At 66.5% G+C, this 16,270-nt stretch carries 18 protein-coding genes; 8 read left to right on the top strand and 10 right to left on the bottom strand.

Annotation, left to right across the window (positions count from 1 at the left end; all coding sequences use genetic code 11):
* Nucleotides 1–11: 11 nt before the first annotated feature.
* The 4 genes from ACQR07_RS23000 to petA form a co-directional block, all read right to left on the bottom strand.
* On the bottom strand, nucleotides 12–686 hold the full coding sequence (locus ACQR07_RS23000) for a dienelactone hydrolase family protein (RefSeq protein WP_434904421.1): 675 nt from the start codon (nucleotides 684–686) through the stop codon (nucleotides 12–14).
* Nucleotides 687–804: 118 nt separating this feature from the next.
* Complete coding sequence (locus tag ACQR07_RS22995) at nucleotides 805–1,137, bottom strand: YnfA family protein (protein WP_434904420.1); 333 nt, start codon at nucleotides 1,135–1,137, stop codon at nucleotides 805–807.
* A gap of 401 nt (nucleotides 1,138–1,538) precedes the next feature.
* A complete protein-coding gene (locus tag ACQR07_RS22990; protein ID WP_434904419.1) occupies nucleotides 1,539–3,602 on the bottom strand; it encodes a cytochrome c1 in 2,064 nt (687 codons plus the stop codon).
* 62 nt (nucleotides 3,603–3,664) lie between these two features.
* Nucleotides 3,665–4,195 (bottom strand): ubiquinol-cytochrome c reductase iron-sulfur subunit, encoded by a 531-nt coding sequence (gene petA / locus ACQR07_RS22985; protein WP_434868789.1) that lies wholly within the window; start codon nucleotides 4,193–4,195, stop codon nucleotides 3,665–3,667.
* Nucleotides 4,196–4,461: 266 nt separating this feature from the next.
* On the opposite strand from petA, the gene ACQR07_RS22980 reads away from it, so the two are divergent.
* From ACQR07_RS22980 to ACQR07_RS22960, 5 genes are all read left to right on the top strand, one after another.
* Nucleotides 4,462–4,947: a tRNA (cytidine(34)-2'-O)-methyltransferase gene (locus tag ACQR07_RS22980; protein WP_434904418.1), complete on the top strand. Its 486-nt coding sequence runs from the start codon at nucleotides 4,462–4,464 to the stop codon at nucleotides 4,945–4,947.
* Nucleotides 4,944–5,576 (top strand): 7-carboxy-7-deazaguanine synthase, encoded by a 633-nt coding sequence (gene queE / locus ACQR07_RS22975; protein WP_434904417.1) that lies wholly within the window; start codon nucleotides 4,944–4,946, stop codon nucleotides 5,574–5,576. Before ACQR07_RS22980 ends, queE begins: the two co-directional genes overlap by 4 nt.
* 17 nt (nucleotides 5,577–5,593) lie before the next feature.
* Entirely contained in the window at nucleotides 5,594–5,959 is a 366-nt protein-coding gene (locus tag ACQR07_RS22970) for a 6-pyruvoyl trahydropterin synthase family protein (RefSeq protein ID WP_434904416.1), read from the top strand.
* Nucleotides 5,960–6,061: 102 nt separating this feature from the next.
* Nucleotides 6,062–6,949, top strand: a complete 888-nt coding sequence (gene hemF, locus ACQR07_RS22965) for an oxygen-dependent coproporphyrinogen oxidase (RefSeq protein ID WP_434904415.1) — start codon at nucleotides 6,062–6,064, stop codon at nucleotides 6,947–6,949.
* Nucleotides 6,950–6,981: 32 nt separating this feature from the next.
* Nucleotides 6,982–7,710 (top strand): HAD family hydrolase, encoded by a 729-nt coding sequence (locus ACQR07_RS22960; RefSeq protein WP_434868568.1) that lies wholly within the window; start codon nucleotides 6,982–6,984, stop codon nucleotides 7,708–7,710.
* A 9-nt stretch (nucleotides 7,711–7,719) separates the two neighbouring features.
* On the opposite strand, the gene ACQR07_RS22955 is transcribed toward ACQR07_RS22960, so the two are convergent.
* Complete coding sequence (locus ACQR07_RS22955; protein ID WP_434904414.1) at nucleotides 7,720–8,634, bottom strand: LysR substrate-binding domain-containing protein; 915 nt, start codon at nucleotides 8,632–8,634, stop codon at nucleotides 7,720–7,722.
* 118 nt (nucleotides 8,635–8,752) lie between these two features.
* Here ACQR07_RS22955 and ACQR07_RS22950 point away from each other — a divergent pair, with 118 nt between their 5' ends.
* The 3 genes from ACQR07_RS22950 to ACQR07_RS22940 all read left to right on the top strand — a co-directional run bounded on the left by ACQR07_RS22950 (nucleotide 8,753) and on the right by ACQR07_RS22940 (nucleotide 12,605).
* On the top strand, nucleotides 8,753–9,385 hold the full coding sequence (locus tag ACQR07_RS22950; RefSeq protein ID WP_434904583.1) for a DsbA family protein: 633 nt from the start codon (nucleotides 8,753–8,755) through the stop codon (nucleotides 9,383–9,385).
* Between the two features lie 101 nt (nucleotides 9,386–9,486).
* Nucleotides 9,487–10,386: an MBL fold metallo-hydrolase gene (locus ACQR07_RS22945; protein WP_434904413.1), complete on the top strand. Its 900-nt coding sequence runs from the start codon at nucleotides 9,487–9,489 to the stop codon at nucleotides 10,384–10,386.
* Between the two features lie 278 nt (nucleotides 10,387–10,664).
* Nucleotides 10,665–12,605 carry a diguanylate cyclase gene (locus ACQR07_RS22940; RefSeq protein ID WP_434904412.1) on the top strand — a complete coding sequence of 647 codons (1,941 nt, stop codon included), beginning with the start codon at nucleotides 10,665–10,667 and terminating at the stop codon, nucleotides 12,603–12,605.
* Nucleotides 12,606–12,617: 12 nt separating this feature from the next.
* Here ACQR07_RS22940 and ACQR07_RS22935 read toward each other — a convergent pair whose 3' ends face one another.
* Genes ACQR07_RS22935 through ACQR07_RS22915 form a run of 5 tightly spaced genes read right to left on the bottom strand, consistent with a single transcriptional unit; the run spans nucleotide 12,618 to nucleotide 16,174 of the window.
* Complete coding sequence (locus ACQR07_RS22935; protein ID WP_434904411.1) at nucleotides 12,618–13,394, bottom strand: TSUP family transporter; 777 nt, start codon at nucleotides 13,392–13,394, stop codon at nucleotides 12,618–12,620.
* On the bottom strand, nucleotides 13,391–14,644 hold the full coding sequence (locus tag ACQR07_RS22930; RefSeq protein ID WP_434904410.1) for a CCA tRNA nucleotidyltransferase: 1,254 nt from the start codon (nucleotides 14,642–14,644) through the stop codon (nucleotides 13,391–13,393). The genes ACQR07_RS22935 and ACQR07_RS22930 overlap by 4 nt, the downstream gene beginning before the upstream one ends.
* A complete protein-coding gene (locus ACQR07_RS22925; protein WP_434904409.1) occupies nucleotides 14,641–14,904 on the bottom strand; it encodes a DUF6111 family protein in 264 nt (87 codons plus the stop codon). The genes ACQR07_RS22930 and ACQR07_RS22925 overlap by 4 nt, the downstream gene beginning before the upstream one ends.
* A complete protein-coding gene (locus tag ACQR07_RS22920) occupies nucleotides 14,901–15,545 on the bottom strand; it encodes a CoA pyrophosphatase (protein ID WP_434904582.1) in 645 nt (214 codons plus the stop codon). Before ACQR07_RS22920 ends, ACQR07_RS22925 begins: the two co-directional genes overlap by 4 nt.
* A 26-nt stretch (nucleotides 15,546–15,571) precedes the next feature.
* On the bottom strand, nucleotides 15,572–16,174 hold the full coding sequence (locus ACQR07_RS22915; protein WP_434904408.1) for a DUF1285 domain-containing protein: 603 nt from the start codon (nucleotides 16,172–16,174) through the stop codon (nucleotides 15,572–15,574).
* Between the last annotated feature and the right edge of the window lie 96 nt (nucleotides 16,175–16,270).

Below are 16,270 nucleotides of genomic sequence, written 5' to 3'. Positions count from 1 at the left end.
CAGCGCTCAGATCATCCGAGATGCTTGTGGAAGAACGCCGTGGCGCGGCCCCAGGCCAGCTCGGCGGCGGCGCGATCGTGCACGGTCATGCGCTGCTCGTTCACGAAGGCATGCTCGGCGTCGTAGCGATACAGCTCGAGCGACTTGCCCGCCGCCTGCATCGCCTTCTCGAAGCCGTCGACCAGCGCCGGCGTGCACCAATCGTCGGTGTTGGCGAAGTGGGCCTGCAGCGGGATTTTGACGTCGGCGGGCTTCGCCGCCTGCTCCGGCGGGATGCCGTAGAACACGACGCCGGCCGCGAGCTCACTGATCTTGGTGGCGCCGATGATCGTCACCGCGCCGCCGAGGCAGAAGCCGGTCAGCCCGACCTTGGCGCCGTTGCGGGCGAGATATTGCGCGGCGCCCCGCACGGTCTGCGTGGTGGCATCCATGAAGTCGAGCGAGTTCATCTCGCGCCCGGCGGCATCCGTGTCGTGATACGGCACCACCACCCCCTTGTAGAGGTCCGGCGCCAGCGCGTTGAAGCCGGCCAGCGCGAAGCGGTCCGCCATGCCCTTGATCTGGTCCTGCAGGCCCCACCATTCCTGGATGACGACGACGCCGGGCGCATCGGCGCGCGCCGCCTTGGCGAGATAGCCCTTGGCCTCCTGGCCGTCGGGACGCTTGAAGCTGATCAATGTGCCCATGATGATCCTCCGCAGTTTCTGATTGGGGTTGGGATCGCGGTTTAGCGCAACTGGGCGTTCGACGCGACGGCAGGCCACCTGCTTTCGCTCGAACGTGAGCGGTCATCCAGGCCGCGCGCTACACCGGCATGGCGCGCGGCGCGAACAGGATGACGGCCATGCCGGCGAGGCAGATCATGGCGCCGGCGATATCCCAGAGATCGGGACGATGGCCTTCGACCAGCCAGCCCCACAACAGCGCTGCGGTGATGTAGATGCCGCCATAGGCGGCATAGGCGCGGCCGGCGAGCGGGCTGTCGACTGTGGTGAGTAGCGCGGCGAAGCCAGCCAACGCGGCCATGCCCGGCGCCAGCCACAGCGGCGACTGTCCCAGTCGCAGCCACGCCCAGAACGCGAAGCAGCCGCCGATCTCGAGGATGGCGGCGCCGGCGAAGGCGAGGAGTGAGGGCATGGGATGGACTCCGTGTTCTCGCTGGTGAGGCTAGCCCACGCGGCCCGCGATGGGCATTACATGTTGGCCCCGGTCTCGGCGGCGCGCTCGGTGTACCTCGCCCCGCTTGCGGAGGCGCGACGAGCTTCGCTCGCGCTGAGAGGTCGGATTGCATCGAAGATGCAATCCGGGTGAGGGGGTACAGGTCCCTCCGCGCACATCACTCGCGCGTCTGCCACTGACTCGGAGCTCTCACCACACGCACTGCCCGTGCGGCTGCCCCTCACCCCGCCCCTCTCCCCGTGAAGAACGGGGAGAGGGAGCGCACTGCCCGCGCGGAAAGGGTCGCGTTCAGCTAACAAACAGCCAATAAAAAAGCCCCCGGCGGGGGCTTTTTCAATCTCATGCTGTGTTCGCACCGCTCAGTGCGCGGCGGCCCAGACGCGCTTTTTGGTGAAGTACATCAGGCCGGCGAAGATGATCAGGAAGACGAAGACCTGGTAGCCGAGACGCTTGCGGGCTTCCATGTGCGGCTCGGCGGTCCACATCAGGAAGGTCGACACGTCGTGGGCATACTGCGCGACGGTGGTCGGCGAGCCGTCGTCGTAAGTGACCTGACCGTCCGAGATCGGCTTCGGCATCTTGATCGCGTTGCCGGGGAAGTACTTGTTGTAATACGAGCCGTCCGGGATGGTGACGCCGTGCGGCGGGGTGTCCTCATAGCCCTGCAGCAGGGCGTTGACGTAGTTCGGGCCCTGCTCCTGGAACTGGGTGAAGAAGTCGATCAGGAACCAGGGGAAGCCGCGCTTGTAGGAACGGGCCTTGGCGATCAGCGACAGATCCGGCGGAGCCGCGCCGCCATTGGCCGAGCGCGCCGCCTGCTCGTTCGGGAACGGCGCCGGGAAGTAGTCGGCCGGGCGGCCCGGGCGCTCGAACATCTCGCCGGCATCGTTCGGGCCGTCCTTGATCTTGTACTCGGACGCAAACGCCGCCGCCTGGGCCACCGAGTAGCCGGGACCACCGGGCTCGGCGAGGTTGCGGAACGCCACATAGTTCAGCGAATGGCAGTTCGAGCAGACTTCCTTGTAGATCTTCAGGCCGCGCTGCACGGCGCCGCGATCGAACTTGCCGAACGGGCCGGCGAACGACCACTTGGCCGACGGCGGGGTCTCCGTGCCCTCATTGGCCCGGGCGTCGCCGACGCTGCCGAACAGCAGGGACGCGGCCGCAACCAGGGCGATCGCGCCGCTGGCCACCACCTTGCCGGACTTGGCCAGGACGTCGTCGGCGATCGAGTTCGGCAGCGGACGCGGCGTCTCGATGCGGGCAAGCAGCGGCAGCACGATCAGGAAGTAGGCGAAGTACAGCACCGTCAGGATGCGGCCGGCGATGACGTAGATGCCCTCCGGCGGCTGCGCGCCGAGATAGCCGAGCAACACGCAGACGACGACGAAGATCCAGAAGAACTGCTTGCCGAGCGGGCGGTACTTGTTCGAGCGGGTCTTGGCGGCGTCGAGCCAGGGCAGGAACACCAGCACGATGATCGCCGCGAACATCGCGATGACGCCGGCGAGCTTGTTCGGCACCGAGCGCAGGATCGCGTAGAACGGCAGGTAGTACCATTCCGGCACGATGTGCGCGGGCGTCACGGCCGGGTTGGCCGGGATGTAGTTGTCGGCGTCGCCGAGATAGTTCGGCATGTAGAAGATGAACCAGGAATAGAAGATCAGGAAGCAGGTGACGCCGTAGAAGTCCTTGATCGTCGCGTACGGCGTGAACGGCACCATGTCCTTTTCGGTCTTGGGCTCGACGCCGGCCGGGTTGTTCTGACCGGCAACGTGCAGCGCCCAGACGTGCAGCACGACCACGCCGGCGATCAGGAACGGCAGCAAATAGTGGAGCGCAAAGAAGCGGTTCAGCGTGGGGTTACCGACGGAGTAGCCGCCCCACAGCAGGGTCACGATGCTCTCGCCGAAATACGGCACGGCGGAGAACAGGTTGGTGATGACGGTGGCGCCCCAGAAGCTCATCTGGCCCCACGGCAGCACGTAGCCCATGAAGCCCGTGGCCATCATCAAGAGGTAGATGATGACGCCGAGGATCCAGAGCACCTCGCGCGGCGCCTTGTATGACCCGTAATAGAGGCCGCGGAACATGTGGATGTAGACGGCGAGGAAGAACATCGACGCGCCGCAGGCGTGCATGTTGCGCAGGAGCCAGCCGTAGTTCACGTCGCGGACGATCAGCTCGACCGACTTGAAGGCGAGGTCGGCGTGCGGCGTGTAGTGCATCGCCAGGATGACGCCGGTGACGATCTGCACGCCCAGCATCATCGAGAGGATGGCGCCGAAGGTCCACCAATAGTTCAGGTTCCGCGGCGTCGGATAGGCAACGAAGGACGAGTGGACCAGGCCGATGATGGGGAGTCGCTGCTCGAGCCACTGCAAGGCGGGGTGGCTCGGCTGGTAGGTAGAAGGTCCACTCATGATGCGTTCCTGAAAGAATTATCTTGCACGATCGAGCTTGAGCTTGCGGACGTAACGTCCGCTCAGCCGATCTGGATCTTGGTGTCGGAAACGAACTGATAGGGCGGGACAGGCAGGTTGAGCGGCGCCGGTCCCTGGCGGACGCGACCGGAGGCGTCGTATTGCGAGCCGTGGCACGGGCAGAAGAACCCGTCGTAATTGCCTTCGTGGGCAATCGGAATGCAGCCGAGATGGGTGCAGATGCCGATCACGATCAGCCACTGCTCGTGGCCTTCCTTGGTGCGAGACTGGTCGCTCGCCGGATCGATCAGGCTCGACACCGGAACCGCGCGGACCTCCTCGACCTGCTTCTTGGTGCGGTGGGAGATGTAGATCGGCTTGCCGCGCCAGAACACCTTGATGTCCTGTCCTTCGGCGACCGGGGTGAGGTCGACCTCGATCGGCGCACCGGCCGCGATGGTCGAGGCATCGGGATTCATCTGAGAGATGAAGGGCCACAGGGCGGCCACGCCACCGACCGCTGCGGTCGCGCCCGTGGCGACGAAAAGAAAATCCCGGCGTGTCGGATGATCCGCAGTAGTCGCTGTCACGATTCCAACCCTTTCTTCGTTGCAGCCGGTGCAACCGCCCCGCTCGACGTTGGAATGCACGTGATCGGGAGATGCCTGCCGGCGCCCGCGTCCCCCGCGGCGGCAGCAAACAGCTCGTTCCACCGCCCCTGGTGGAACAAGCCGCTCAGAATCGTTCTATTGGCACTCTTGCGATACGCGCGCAAGCCCGCTATCGGCCCCGCAGCACGCCATGCACCAAATCCCGCTGAGCAAGCGGACTTTCCGCATCATACCTAAGACCAATTCGCATGCAGATCGCGCTCTATCAGCCCGACATCCCGCAGAACACCGGAACGATTCTACGGTTGTGCGCCTGCCTCGGGCTCGCCGCCCATATCATCGAGCCGGCGGGGTTTCCGGTGTCGGACCGCCAGTTCCGCCGCGCCGGGATGGACTATCTCGACCAGCTGAATTGGCAGCGGCACGATTCCTGGAGCGCGTTCGAGAGCTGGCGGGCGGCCGCCGGCCCTCGCCTGCTGCTGCTGACGACCAAGGCCGCCACCTCGTATCTCGACGTCAGCTATCGCCCGGACGACATCTTGTTGCTCGGCCGCGAGAGTGCCGGCGTGCCCGATACGGTCGCGGCCATGGCCGATGCCCGGCTACGCATTCCGCTCAAGCCTGGTCTGCGTTCACTGAACGTCGCGATGGCGGCCGCCATGGCAGCGGGCGAGGCGCTGCGCCAGGTTGGACAATTCGTCCAATTGCAATCGTCCAAAGGAGCGGAAGCGTGAGCTACGCGGTGAAGGAAATCTTCATGACCCTGCAGGGCGAAGGCGCCCAGGCGGGCCGCGCCGCCGTGTTCTGCCGCTTCGCCGGCTGCAACCTGTGGAGCGGCCGCGAGGCCGATCGCGCCGGCGCCGTCTGCCGGTTCTGTGACACCGATTTCGTCGGCACCGACGGCACGCTGGGCGGCCGCTACGACAGCGCCGCTGATCTGGCCGCGGCCATCGTCGGGCAATGGACAGGCGGGTCCGCCGACCGCTATACGATCCTCACCGGCGGCGAGCCGCTGCTGCAGGTCGATGCCGACCTGATCGCGGCACTCCACGCCCAGGGCTTCGCGGTCGGCATCGAGACCAACGGCACGTTGCTGCCGCCCGACGGCATCGACTGGGTCTGCGTCAGCCCGAAAGCCGGCGCCGAGCTGAAGCTCCGGCAAGGCCACGAGCTCAAGCTGGTCTATCCGCAGGACGGCGCCGAGCCGGAGCGGTTTGCCGACCTCGCCTTCGAGCGCTTCTCGCTGCAGCCGATGGACGGGCCGGAGGCGGCCGCGAACACGGCGCGCGCAATTCAATATTGCCAGCATCATCCGCGATGGCGGCTCAGCCTGCAGACGCACAAGATGATCGGCATCAGATAGGGATTGTTAACGAACAGATGTGGGAATTGACCAAGTCGTTCACCTTCGAGGCCGCGCATGCGCTGTCGCACACGACGCTCGGCGAGGTGAGCCAGGAGATCCACGGCCACTCCTTCCGCGCCGAGGTAACGGTGCGCGGCACTCCGGACCCCAAGACGGGGATGGTGGTAGATTTCGGCGTGCTGACGCAGCGCCTGGGCGAGATCCAGGCCACGCTCGACCACAAGTTCCTGAACCGGATCGAGGCGATCGGACTGCCGACCTTGGAGAACCTGTCGCGCTTCATCTACGAGCGCGTCCGCTCCATCGGCCACGTCACCAGGGTCAGCGTCCATCGCGACAGCTGCCGCGAGACCTGCACCTATTTCGGTCCGCAGGACTGATCGATTGTGGTAGGACCGAACCCGTAGTGCAACAATGCTGTCAGCTCCTGCTGTCATGGACTCTTGACAGGGAGGCGAAATGACAACTGCCGGGGGACGTCCATGACCACTGCCGCCATCGAGGATCGCAAGGCCCGCGCCCGCGCCTGGTTCGAGAGCCTGCGCGACCAGATCTGCGCGGCGTTCGAGCGGCTCGAGGACGAGGCGCCGGCCGGGCTCTATCCGCGTGCCCCGAGCCGGTTCGTGCGCACGCCCTGGGAGCGCACCGACCATGGCGGCGGACATGGCGGCGGCGGCGTCATGAGCATGATGCACGGCCGGCTGTTCGAGAAGGTCGGCGTGCACTGCTCCACCGTGCATGGCGAGTTCGCGCCGGAATTCCGCAGCCAGATTCCGGGCGCATCGGAGGACCCGCGGTTCTGGGCCTCGGGCATCTCGCTGATCGCGCATCTGTGGTCGCCGCACGTGCCGGCCGTGCACATGAACACTCGCTTCGTGGTCACCACCAAGGCCTGGTTCGGCGGCGGCGCCGATCTCACGCCCGTGCTGGATCGCCGGCGCAACCAGGAGGACCCGGATACGGTCGCCTTCCACGCCGCGATGCGGGGCGCCTGCGATGCGCACGCGGCGGTGGCCTCCTACGACAAGTACAAGAAATGGTGCGACGAGTACTTCTACCTGCCCCACCGCAAGGAGCATCGCGGCATCGGCGGCATCTTCTACGACCACCATGAATCCGGCGACTGGGACGCCGATCTCGCCTTCACCCAGGACGTCGGCCGCGCCTTCCTGAAGATTTATCCGGAGCTGGTCCGTCGCAATTTCGCCGCACCCTGGACCGAGGCCGACCGCGAGGAACAGCTGATCCGGCGCGGCCGCTACGTCGAATTCAACCTGCTTTATGACCGCGGCACCACATTTGGGCTCAAAACCGGTGGCAATGTGGAGTCCATTCTGTCGTCGATGCCGCCTGAAGTGAAATGGCCCTGAAACCCGCTTTTGATTGATCCGTAAGCCTCGTTATGACCATCACCCTGCCCCGCGCCATGCTGATCGACATGGACGACACCATCCTGTCGGCCTATGGCCGACCCGAGATCGCCTGGAACATCATCGCCACCGAGTTCGCCGACGAGCTGGCGCCGCATCGCTCGCAGGATGTGGCGGCGGCGATCCTGACCTCGGCGCGCAGCTTCTGGTCGGTGGCCGGCGCCGAGTGGCGGCTGAAGCTGATGCAGGCGCGGCAGGAGGTGGTGAAAGGCGGCTTCGCGGCGCTGAGCAGCGACGGCCCTGCCCTGCCGACCGAGCTTGCCATCCGCATGGCCGACCGCTTCACCACCTATCGCGACGAGCAGATGTTCGTCTTCCCCGGGGCACACGAGGCGATCGACGAATTCAAGGCGCGCGGCATCAAGCTTGCGCTGGTGACGAACGGCGAAGCCGGCCAGCAGCGCGCCAAGATCGAGCGCTTCGCGCTGGCGCATCGCTTCGATCACATCCAGATCGAGGGCGAGCACGGCTTCGGCAAGCCGGAGGAGCGCGCCTATTGGCACGCGATGGAGCGGCTTGGCGTCGGCCCCGAAGACACCTGGATGATCGGCGACAATCTGGAATGGGAGATCGAGGCGCCGCAGCGGCTCGGCATCTATGCGATCTGGATCGATGTCCACGGCGATGGCCTGCCCGAAGGCACCCACGTCAAGCCCGACCGCATCATCCGCTCGCTGACCGAGCTGGTGCCGGCGCGCTAGGCTTCCCGCTCATCGCGGCCGTTTCGGCGCACCCGCCGCCATGCGCTTGTGCGCGTCCATCAGCATCGCCGCGAACGCCGTCACCTTCGGCGCGCGAAAGCGCGCAGCCGGATAGACGACATGGATGCCGCCGGACGGCAGCGTCCAGGACGGCAGGATGTGGACAAGGCGGCCCGCCGCAAGATCGTTTCTGATCAGGAAATCCGGCAGCACCGCGAGACCGCCGCCGGCCACGGTCGCAGCGAGCACGGCAGGCGTCGTGTTGATGGTCAGCGCCTGGCTCATCTGGACGCTCTCCCGCTCCGCATCGCCTCTCGCGAACTGCCATGCCAGCGGCGCGCTCAGCGCGGCATTCGCGATGAACGGCAGCGCGGCGAGGTCCCGCGGATGTGCGACCCGCTTGACCACGCCCGGCGCGGCCACCAGCAACTGACGGAAGCTGTCGATCCGGCGCGTCTGCAGCGTGGAGTCGTCGAGCCAGCCCACCCGGATCGAGAGGTCGATCTGGTTGGCGATGAGGTCCACCCTGCTGTCGGCGAGCACCAGATCGACCCGGCAGGCCGGATAGGTGCGCGAGAACGCCGTCGCGATCGCGGCCAGGATGTATGTGCCGTAATCGTTCGGCGCGGCGATCCGCAGCAGGCCCATCGGAGCGGCGTTGGACTGCGCCAATTCAGCCATGGCGCTGTCGGCCTCGCGCAGGATCGCGGCGCACCGCGCATGCAGCAGGCGGCCGGCTTCCGTCGGCTCGACGCGCCGCGTGGTGCGCACGAGCAGGTCCGTCTTCAACTCGCGCTCGAGCGCGGCGACCTGCTGGCTGACGACGGCCTTGGTGATCCCGAGCCGGTCGGCGGCCCGGGTGAACGAGGCCGCATCCACCACGGCAGCGAAGTAGACCAGGCGATTGAGGTTGATCGGCTCCATGCCGCACTTCCTCGATTGTAAGTCCATGGCATACAGTTTGTCTGATTATGCTGTATTTATCAACAACGAAGACCGCGCTATCTCAGCGCCGTACCCCCTCCAAGACAGGATTTTCAGCATGCGACTGACCTACCTGTTCGATCCGCTGTGCGGCTGGTGCTACGGCGCGCGCCCCGCCCTCGACAAGCTCGCCGAGCTCGACGACGTCGCGCTCGAACTGCTGCCGACCGGCCTGTTCGCCGACAAGGGCGCACGCATGATGGACGCGCAGTTCGCGTCCTTTGCCTGGCGCAACGATCAGCGCATCGCCGAACTCACCGGGCAGCCCTTCTCGGAGGACTACCGCAAGCGCGTTTTGGGAGCGGTCGGCCCGTTCGACTCGGCCGCCGCATCGCTCGGCCTGACCGCGGTTCACGTCACCGATCCCGCCCGCGAGATGGCGGCGCTGAAGGAGCTGCAGCTGGCGCGCTACGTGCTCGGGCAGGATATCGTCAGCCTCACCGCCGTCAGCGAACTTCTCCGATCGATCGGGCTTGACGACGCTGCTGCGCGGCTGCTGTCCAGAAATCCGGAAATCGTCGAGATCCATAGCCGTCGCGTCCAGACGGCGCAGACGCTGATGCGACGCCACGGGCTCACGGGCGTGCCGGCCCTGCTGGTCGGTGACGGACCTGCCCAGAAGCCGCTGCGCAGCAACGGCCTGTTCGAACCGCCCTTCGATGGTTTGTTCGCGCAACTAAGCGCGGCCTGAACCGATCAGTTAGCACCTTAAGACCGCCCCTGCAGCGATCCGTTGCAGGCGTTGCGAGCTGCTGCCTTCCCGCGTCCTTCGTCATCACCAGGAAATCCCACATGTTCACACGGAGACAGATCATGACCTCAGCAGTGGCCGGCGGCGCCGCAGCCGTTCTCGGCGCGTCCGCGAGCGGCCAAGCCGCGGAGGCCAAGCTCGGCTGGACGCATTTTCCAGCCGGCCCCAACGGCTTCTTCCGTGCGCCCGTGCTGCTGTCGGGCCCGACCGAAGCGCTGCTGATCGACGGCGGCTTCAATTATCCGGACGGCCGTGCGGTGGCGGCCGCGATCAAGGCGTCCGGCAAGAAGCTGACCGCGATCTATGTCAGCCAGTCCGACCCGGACTATTACTTCAGCCTGAAGCCGATCCGGGACGCCTTCCCCGGCGTCAAGGTGATCGCCGCGACCGCCACGATCGAAGCGATCAAGGGCAATGTCGAAAAGAAGCTCGCGGTGTGGGGACCGCAGCTCAAGGAGAACGGCCCGCAGACGATGGCCGACATCGTGCTGCCCGAGGCCTTCGACGGCCCGTCTCTGTCGGTCGACGGCGAGACGGTCGAGATCGTGAACGCCGAGGGCCTCGCCAACCGCCGCTTCCTCTGGGTGCCCTCGCTGAAGGCGGTGTTCGGCGGCGTCATGATCTTCTCGGGCGTCCATGTCTGGACCGCTGATACGCAGAGCAAAGAGCAGCGCGCAGCGTGGATCGCGAACCTCGACAAGATCGCAGCACGCGCACCGGCCATCGTGGTCGCCGGCCACGGCGCGGCTGACGCTCCGACAGATCTCTCCGGTGTCCGGCATACCAAGGACTATCTCGTCGCCTTCGAAGAGGAACTCGCCAAGGCCAAGGACGCGGCGGCGCTGAAGGCCGCGATGGAGGCCAGGTTTCCAGGCCTCGGCATGGGCGTGGCGCTCGACATCGGCGCCAAGGTGGCCAAGGGCGAGATGAAGTGGGGCTGACGCCCGGCCCCTCTCGCGCCCTGCACGACAACACCTGCTCCCGGCATGGGCTTGCAACCCATGCCGGGCACCGTGTTAGGACGACGTTCACCGCTGCGCCACACGCACCGTTAACCAGGCGCAGCGGTCGCGGCCGCCCCCGTTGCCTTACGGAACTCCCGTAACCGAATTGAAATTGGCGCACCTCTCTACTGGGCGCGGGGCTTGGAGGGGAAAAGGCGCCGTCCCCGTGCGCGCCGCTTCGACCGATCGCAAGCCGTTGGTGCAGCATCGGTGTCATGTCTCTCAATCTGCCGCAGATCTCGCTGAGCGTGTCGATCAAGAACTCGCTCCTGACCTCCGTCTTTCTCCTGCTGGCGATCCTCGGCGGCGTGTCGGTCATGGCGACGATGCGGCTGTCGGCGCTGCAGGGCGCGGTCGAGATCATCAACCATGATCGCCTCCCGCAGATTCACGCGCTCGGCAATCTCGAGACCCAGATCGCCCACACCCATCTCGTCGCGATCCGCGCCGCGCTGTCCACGGCGGTCGAGCCGCGCGCCGATGCCGAGCAGGAATTGCGGCTGCGCACCGCCGAAGCCGACGCCAAGATCGCGCATTTCAAGGAAACCATCGGCGCCGATACGCCGATGAGGATGGCGTTCGAGCAGTTCATCCACAAATGGAGCCTGTACCTGAAGCTGCAGGCCGTCATGCTCGAGCCGGAGGTCGGCGCCAACCGCGAACGTCTCGAGCGTGTCGTCAACATCGACATGCCGCCCGTATTCCAGGCGGTGGTCGATGCGATCGGGCACGCCACCAGGCTCGCCGACCATCGCGCCGATACGGCGATCGACAACGCCAATCTCGATGCGCGGCTGTTTCGCCTGGTGCTGTGGACCGTCAACGGCATCAGCGTGCTGATCGGGCTTGCCACGCTCGGCTACGTCACCCGCCACGTCTCGCTGCCGATCTTCCGCATCACCCAGAGCATGGAGGCGATCGCGCGCGGGCGGCTGGACACCGAGATTCCCTATGCCGGCCACAGCAACGAGCTCGGCATGATGGCCCGGGCGCTCGCCTTCTTCCGCATCAGCCTGGTCGAGAACGAGCGGCTGAACGCGGCGACCCGCACGCTGTCCGAACTCAGCGAATGGCTGCAATCGGCCAAGTCCGAACCCGAGCTCTACCAGATGATCTCGACGGTGCTCGGTGGCCTGATGCCCGAATGCACCGGCGCCCTCTACATCTATGCCGACAGCCGCGACGTGCTCGATGTCGCCGCCGAATGGAACGGCCAGGCCCGCACCCGGTCGCTGAATCCGGACGATTGCTGGAGCCTGCGGCGCGGCCATGTCTACATCCACGGCACCAGCGAGGTCGAATTCCGCTGCGATCACGTCCATGACGGCGCCAACGAGAACTATTGCTGCATCCCGATCCTGGCCCATGGCGAGACCGTTGGTCTCCTACACGTCGAGTATGCGTTCAAGGGCGAGGAGAGCGCCGAAGACGCCAAGGCCAGATTCGCCGATCGTGCCCGGCTGGCGCTCGCCTGCGCCGAGCATCTGTCGATCGCCATCGCCAACATGAAGCTGCGCGAGGGCTTGCGCGATCAGTCGCTGCGCGACGCGCTGACGGGGCTGAACAACCGCCGCTGCCTGATCCAGACGGCGCGCCGCGAATTGCTGCGCGCCTCGCGCAAGCATACGCCGCTGAGCGTGGTGACCCTGGACATCGATCACTTCAAGTCCTTCAACGACAATCATGGCCATGAGGCCGGCGACGCGGTGCTGCGTCACGTCGGCGAGATCCTGAAGGCTGCGTTCCGCGATGACGACGTGCCGTGCCGGCTCGGCGGCGAGGAGTTCGTCGTGATGCTGCCGAACTGCACCATCGAAGAGGCCGCACTGCGCGCCGAGGAGCTGCGCGCCCGCGTCGAGGCGCTCAACGTCAGCTATGGCGAACGCATGCTGCCGCCGGTGACGATCTCGGTCGGCGTCGCCGCCTACCCCGAGGCCGGCATCGACCTGCCGGAGATCCTGCGCGTCGCCGACGGCGCGCTGTATCGCGCCAAGCAGAAGGGCCGCAACCGGGTCGAGCTCGCCTCGGGCGGCATGGTGCCGCCGATCGACGAGGTGACGAACCGCGCCGTGGCCACGCTGGACGCCATCGTCGCGCGTGCCGCGACGGACACGATCGCGCCGCCCGACGGGGATGCCGACCAGCGCGTGGCGTAACACCGCTCGCGACTACCCCGCCGGCAGCAGATGCCGCAGCGCCGAGGCGATCATCACACCGCCGCCAACGATGACGGCGGCGTCGAGAATGGCGGCGTGGATGTGCACCGGCATGCGCGCGACGAACGCCTTGGCGAGGAACGCGCCGGGCACCGCGACCACGCCGATCAGCAGCGCGAACGCCAGCACCTGGGCCGTCACCACGCCGGCGAGGCCGAACACCGAGATCTTGATGATGCCCGTCACCACCGAGATCATCGCATCGGTGGCAATGACCGCCGCGCCTTCGAGTCCCGCGGCCATCAGCAGCGACAGCAGGATCACGCCGGAGCCGGAGGTGCCGCCGACGAGTACGCCATAGCCGACGGCGCCGGCCGCGAGCCCGCCATTGCCGATCCGGACATCACGCTTGCGCAGGATCCGCCGCAGCGGAACGCTCATGATCAGCATGGTGCCGATGACGAACGCCGCGCCGGCATTGGTCAGCCGCGTGTAGCCGTAGGCGCCGAGCGCCGTCGTCAGCGCGGCCGCCATGATGACGATGCCGGCGCGCGTACGGTCGGCCTGCTGGAAGTAGGCCGCGACGCGGCTGAGATTGGTGAGGATCGCCGAGATCGCGATGATCGGCACGACCGGCTCGGCGCCGACCATCGGCACCAGCACCAGCGGCATCAGGGCGCCGGTGCCGTAGCCGGCGAGACCGCCGATGATGGAAGCAAACAGGGCGACGGCGGCGACGAGCAGGAGTTGCAGCAGCGAGATGTCGGCAAAGCCTGCCAGAAAATTCATGAACGTCCGTCGCGGTTGACACGCGCCGCCGCCTGATCGGCGATCGTGTTCAGCGAAGCCTCGTCGAGCGGGAAGTCCGCAGCCAGCCAGGCATCCTCTGCGAGGGTGAGCACATGACCGAGGAGCGGCCCCTCGGCAACCCCGCGGGCGATGAAATCGGCGGCCTTCAGCGGCAATTTCGGCGGCGTGAAGCGCTGCGGCAACAGCGCGCGCTCGCGCCAGCGCGGGTCGTCGCGATCGTTGCCCGCGCGCGCCCAGCCGAGCAGCAGGCGATCGCGATAGACCGTCTCACCCAGCCGATACAACAGCCGCCGCACGCGCGCTTCATCCGCGGAGGCAAAGCGCCACCACCGATGGCCCATGCCGTCGAGCGCCTTGGTCTCGGCATTGGAGAGCTTCAGCCTGACGCCGAGGCGGCGCGCATCTTCCGTGACCGCAACCGCGAGCGCGGCAAGACGGCGGACCGGGTTCGCCGGCAGCGCCAGCTCGCGCTCGATCTCGATCATCGCCGCGAACGGGCCGAGATAGGCGACGCCGCCGAGCAGCGTCGTCAGCAACCCGCCCTCGGCCATCGCGGTGATCGCACCGACCGCGCCAGCGGTGACGACCAGCTTCAGCATCTCCATCCGCACGCGCTCGGCCGACAATGTCGCAAGCCCGGCGCGGCCGGCGATGCAGGCGAGATAGCCGTCGCGGTCGGGAGCGCCGTGGCCGAACGCAGCGTGAATGCGGAAGAAGCGCAGGATGCGCAGATAGTCCTCGGCGATGCGCTGCGCGGGATCGCCGATGAAGCGTACGCGCCGCGCGGCGATGTCGTCGAGCCCGCCGACATGATCGTGGATGCGCCCGTCCGGGCCGACCGACAGTGCATTGATGGTGAAGTCGCGCCGATGCGCGTCGCCGACCCAGTCCCGGCCGAACTCGACCTTGGCCTTGCGGCCGAATGTCTCGGTGTCCAGGCGCAAGGTCGTGACCTCGAACGGATGGCCGTCGAGCACCAGCGTCACGGTGCCATGATCGATGCCGGTCGGCACGCTCTTGATCGATGCCGTCTTGGCACGCCGCGTCACCTCAGTCGGCAGCGCCGTGGTGGCGATGTCGATGTCGCCGATGTCGATGCCGAGCAGCGCGTTGCGCACGGCGCCTCCCACCACCCGCGCTTCCTCGCCGTCGCAATTGAGCAGCGTGAGCACCCGCGCCGCTGGGCCGGACGAGAGCCAGGGCGCGCTCAGCACCCGCGCGTCGGTCATTTCTCGACTCCGGGGACGAGCCTGCCGTTCTCGATGTGAGCGGGCACATAGGTGGAACGCGGCGGTGCGCCGGAGAACTCCGCGAGCAGGACCAGACTTGCAATCACCAACACCAGCGCGGCCACCGTCAGCTTTGCGACCAGATGCAGCGGCCACGAGGCTGGCACGAGCAGCCCGGACCGGGTCGCGATCAAGAACAGCACATAGAGGGCAAAAGGAATGAGGAAGATTCCGATTTCCGTCAACACAGGCCGGATCATGGCAGGTAGATCCGCTCGTAGAGCACCCGGAGGATTCCGGCTGTCGCACCCCAGATGTATCGCTCGGCGAACGGCATCGCGTAATACGAGCGCTCCATGCCGCGAAACTCCTTGGAATGCAGCTGGTGATTGGCCGGATCCATCAGGAACGCCAGCGGCACCTCGAAGGCATCATCGACCTCGCCTTCGTTGATCCGAAGCGAAAATCCCGGCCGCACCCGGGCCACCGTGGGCAGGATGCGGAAGCCGAAGGCGGTGCCGTAGACGTCGAGATAGCCGATCGGATCGACGAAGCTGCGATCGAGCCCGACCTCCTCCTCGGCCTCACGCAAGGCGGCATCGAGCGGCGTGGCGTCCGTGACGTCGATCTTGCCGCCCGGGAACGCGATCTGCCCGGCGTGGCTGGAGAGGTTCGGCGAGCGCTGCGTCAGCAGCACCGTCGGCTCGGGGTGATCGACCACCGGGATCAGCACCGCCGCGGGGCGGATGGGCTGCTCGCGGGCGATGATCTCGAGCATGCGGTCGGTGCCGGAATCGCCGCTGGTCGGAATCACGTCCGGATCGAGCAGCGCCGGCGGAACATCGAAACGCAGCCGCTCGCGGCCGCGCGCAAAGAACTCGGTCGAGCCTACTGCGGCCATCACATTCGTCGCCACCCTGGGCTCGTTCAAAGCGCCGCCCTCACCTCTTCTGCATTGGCCATGGGAAAGAACGCACCTGATGATTCCACCCCGAACATGACCTCACCATCGATCATCCGCTCCTCACCCATGTCAACCAGCTCATAATAGAGCGCCCGCGTCACCTTGGCCCAGAGCTCGGCGCGGACGTGCAGATAGGGCGTGAGGCCGCCGCTTTCGCCCGGCTCGAAGCGCAGCCGGTGCTCCGCGTCGCAGGCAACCCAATCGTCGACATTGGTGCGGAAATGCAGCGCCATGCCGCCGGCATCGCGCTGTTTCCGCATTTCTACCGCCATGAACGGCGCATCATCGACGCGGATGCCGACCTTCTCGACCGGCGTGACCAGGAAATAGCGGTCACCCTCGCGCTTGAGAATGGTGGAGAACAGCCGCACCAGCGCGGGCCGGCCGATTGGCGTGCCCATGTAGTACCAGCTACCATCGGCAGCGATTCGCATGTCGAGATCGCCGCAGAATGGCGGATTCCACAGATGCACCGGCGGCAGGCCTTTGCCGGATGCGTCAGCCTGCGCTGCGGCGGATGTCAGCCGCTCGAGTCCGTGGTCGGTTGTCTGCCCTTGCTTCGCCATGGTTTGCCTTGAGTTTGCGTGCACCTTGGCACGATTGGTGCATGATTGATCGCGCTCGTCTGTGCAAAAGTTCCTGGCGGCAGTGCACTGGATGTA

The sequence above is a fragment of the Bradyrhizobium sp. HKCCYLS20291 genome, assembly GCF_051167715.1.
Lineage (GTDB): Bacteria > Pseudomonadota > Alphaproteobacteria > Rhizobiales > Xanthobacteraceae > Bradyrhizobium.
Note: the sequence above shows the minus strand (reverse complement) of the source record. Positions and strands in the feature narration are given on the sequence as shown.

Excerpts from the sequence above, each read along its gene's own strand:
- ACQR07_RS23000 (WP_434904421.1), bottom strand. The coding sequence starts at position 686 with ATGGGCACATTGATCAGCTTCAAGCGTCCCGACGGCCAGGAGGCCAAG.
- ACQR07_RS22995 (WP_434904420.1), bottom strand. The coding sequence starts at position 1,137 with ATGCCCTCACTCCTCGCCTTCGCCGGCGCCGCCATCCTCGAGATCGGC.
- ACQR07_RS22990 (WP_434904419.1), bottom strand. The coding sequence starts at position 3,602 with ATGAGTGGACCTTCTACCTACCAGCCGAGCCACCCCGCCTTGCAGTGG.
- ACQR07_RS22980 (WP_434904418.1), top strand. The coding sequence starts at position 4,462 with ATGCAGATCGCGCTCTATCAGCCCGACATCCCGCAGAACACCGGAACG.
- ACQR07_RS22970 (WP_434904416.1), top strand. The coding sequence starts at position 5,594 with ATGTGGGAATTGACCAAGTCGTTCACCTTCGAGGCCGCGCATGCGCTG.
- hemF (WP_434904415.1), top strand. The coding sequence starts at position 6,062 with ATGACCACTGCCGCCATCGAGGATCGCAAGGCCCGCGCCCGCGCCTGG.
- ACQR07_RS22960 (WP_434868568.1), top strand. The coding sequence starts at position 6,982 with ATGACCATCACCCTGCCCCGCGCCATGCTGATCGACATGGACGACACC.
- ACQR07_RS22955 (WP_434904414.1), bottom strand. The coding sequence starts at position 8,634 with ATGGAGCCGATCAACCTCAATCGCCTGGTCTACTTCGCTGCCGTGGTG.
- ACQR07_RS22950 (WP_434904583.1), top strand. The coding sequence starts at position 8,753 with ATGCGACTGACCTACCTGTTCGATCCGCTGTGCGGCTGGTGCTACGGC.
- ACQR07_RS22945 (WP_434904413.1), top strand. The coding sequence starts at position 9,487 with ATGTTCACACGGAGACAGATCATGACCTCAGCAGTGGCCGGCGGCGCC.
- ACQR07_RS22940 (WP_434904412.1), top strand. The coding sequence starts at position 10,665 with ATGTCTCTCAATCTGCCGCAGATCTCGCTGAGCGTGTCGATCAAGAAC.
- ACQR07_RS22935 (WP_434904411.1), bottom strand. The coding sequence starts at position 13,394 with ATGAATTTTCTGGCAGGCTTTGCCGACATCTCGCTGCTGCAACTCCTG.
- ACQR07_RS22930 (WP_434904410.1), bottom strand. The coding sequence starts at position 14,644 with ATGACCGACGCGCGGGTGCTGAGCGCGCCCTGGCTCTCGTCCGGCCCA.
- ACQR07_RS22925 (WP_434904409.1), bottom strand. The coding sequence starts at position 14,904 with ATGATCCGGCCTGTGTTGACGGAAATCGGAATCTTCCTCATTCCTTTT.
- ACQR07_RS22920 (WP_434904582.1), bottom strand. The coding sequence starts at position 15,545 with ATGGCCGCAGTAGGCTCGACCGAGTTCTTTGCGCGCGGCCGCGAGCGG.
- ACQR07_RS22915 (WP_434904408.1), bottom strand. The coding sequence starts at position 16,174 with ATGGCGAAGCAAGGGCAGACAACCGACCACGGACTCGAGCGGCTGACA.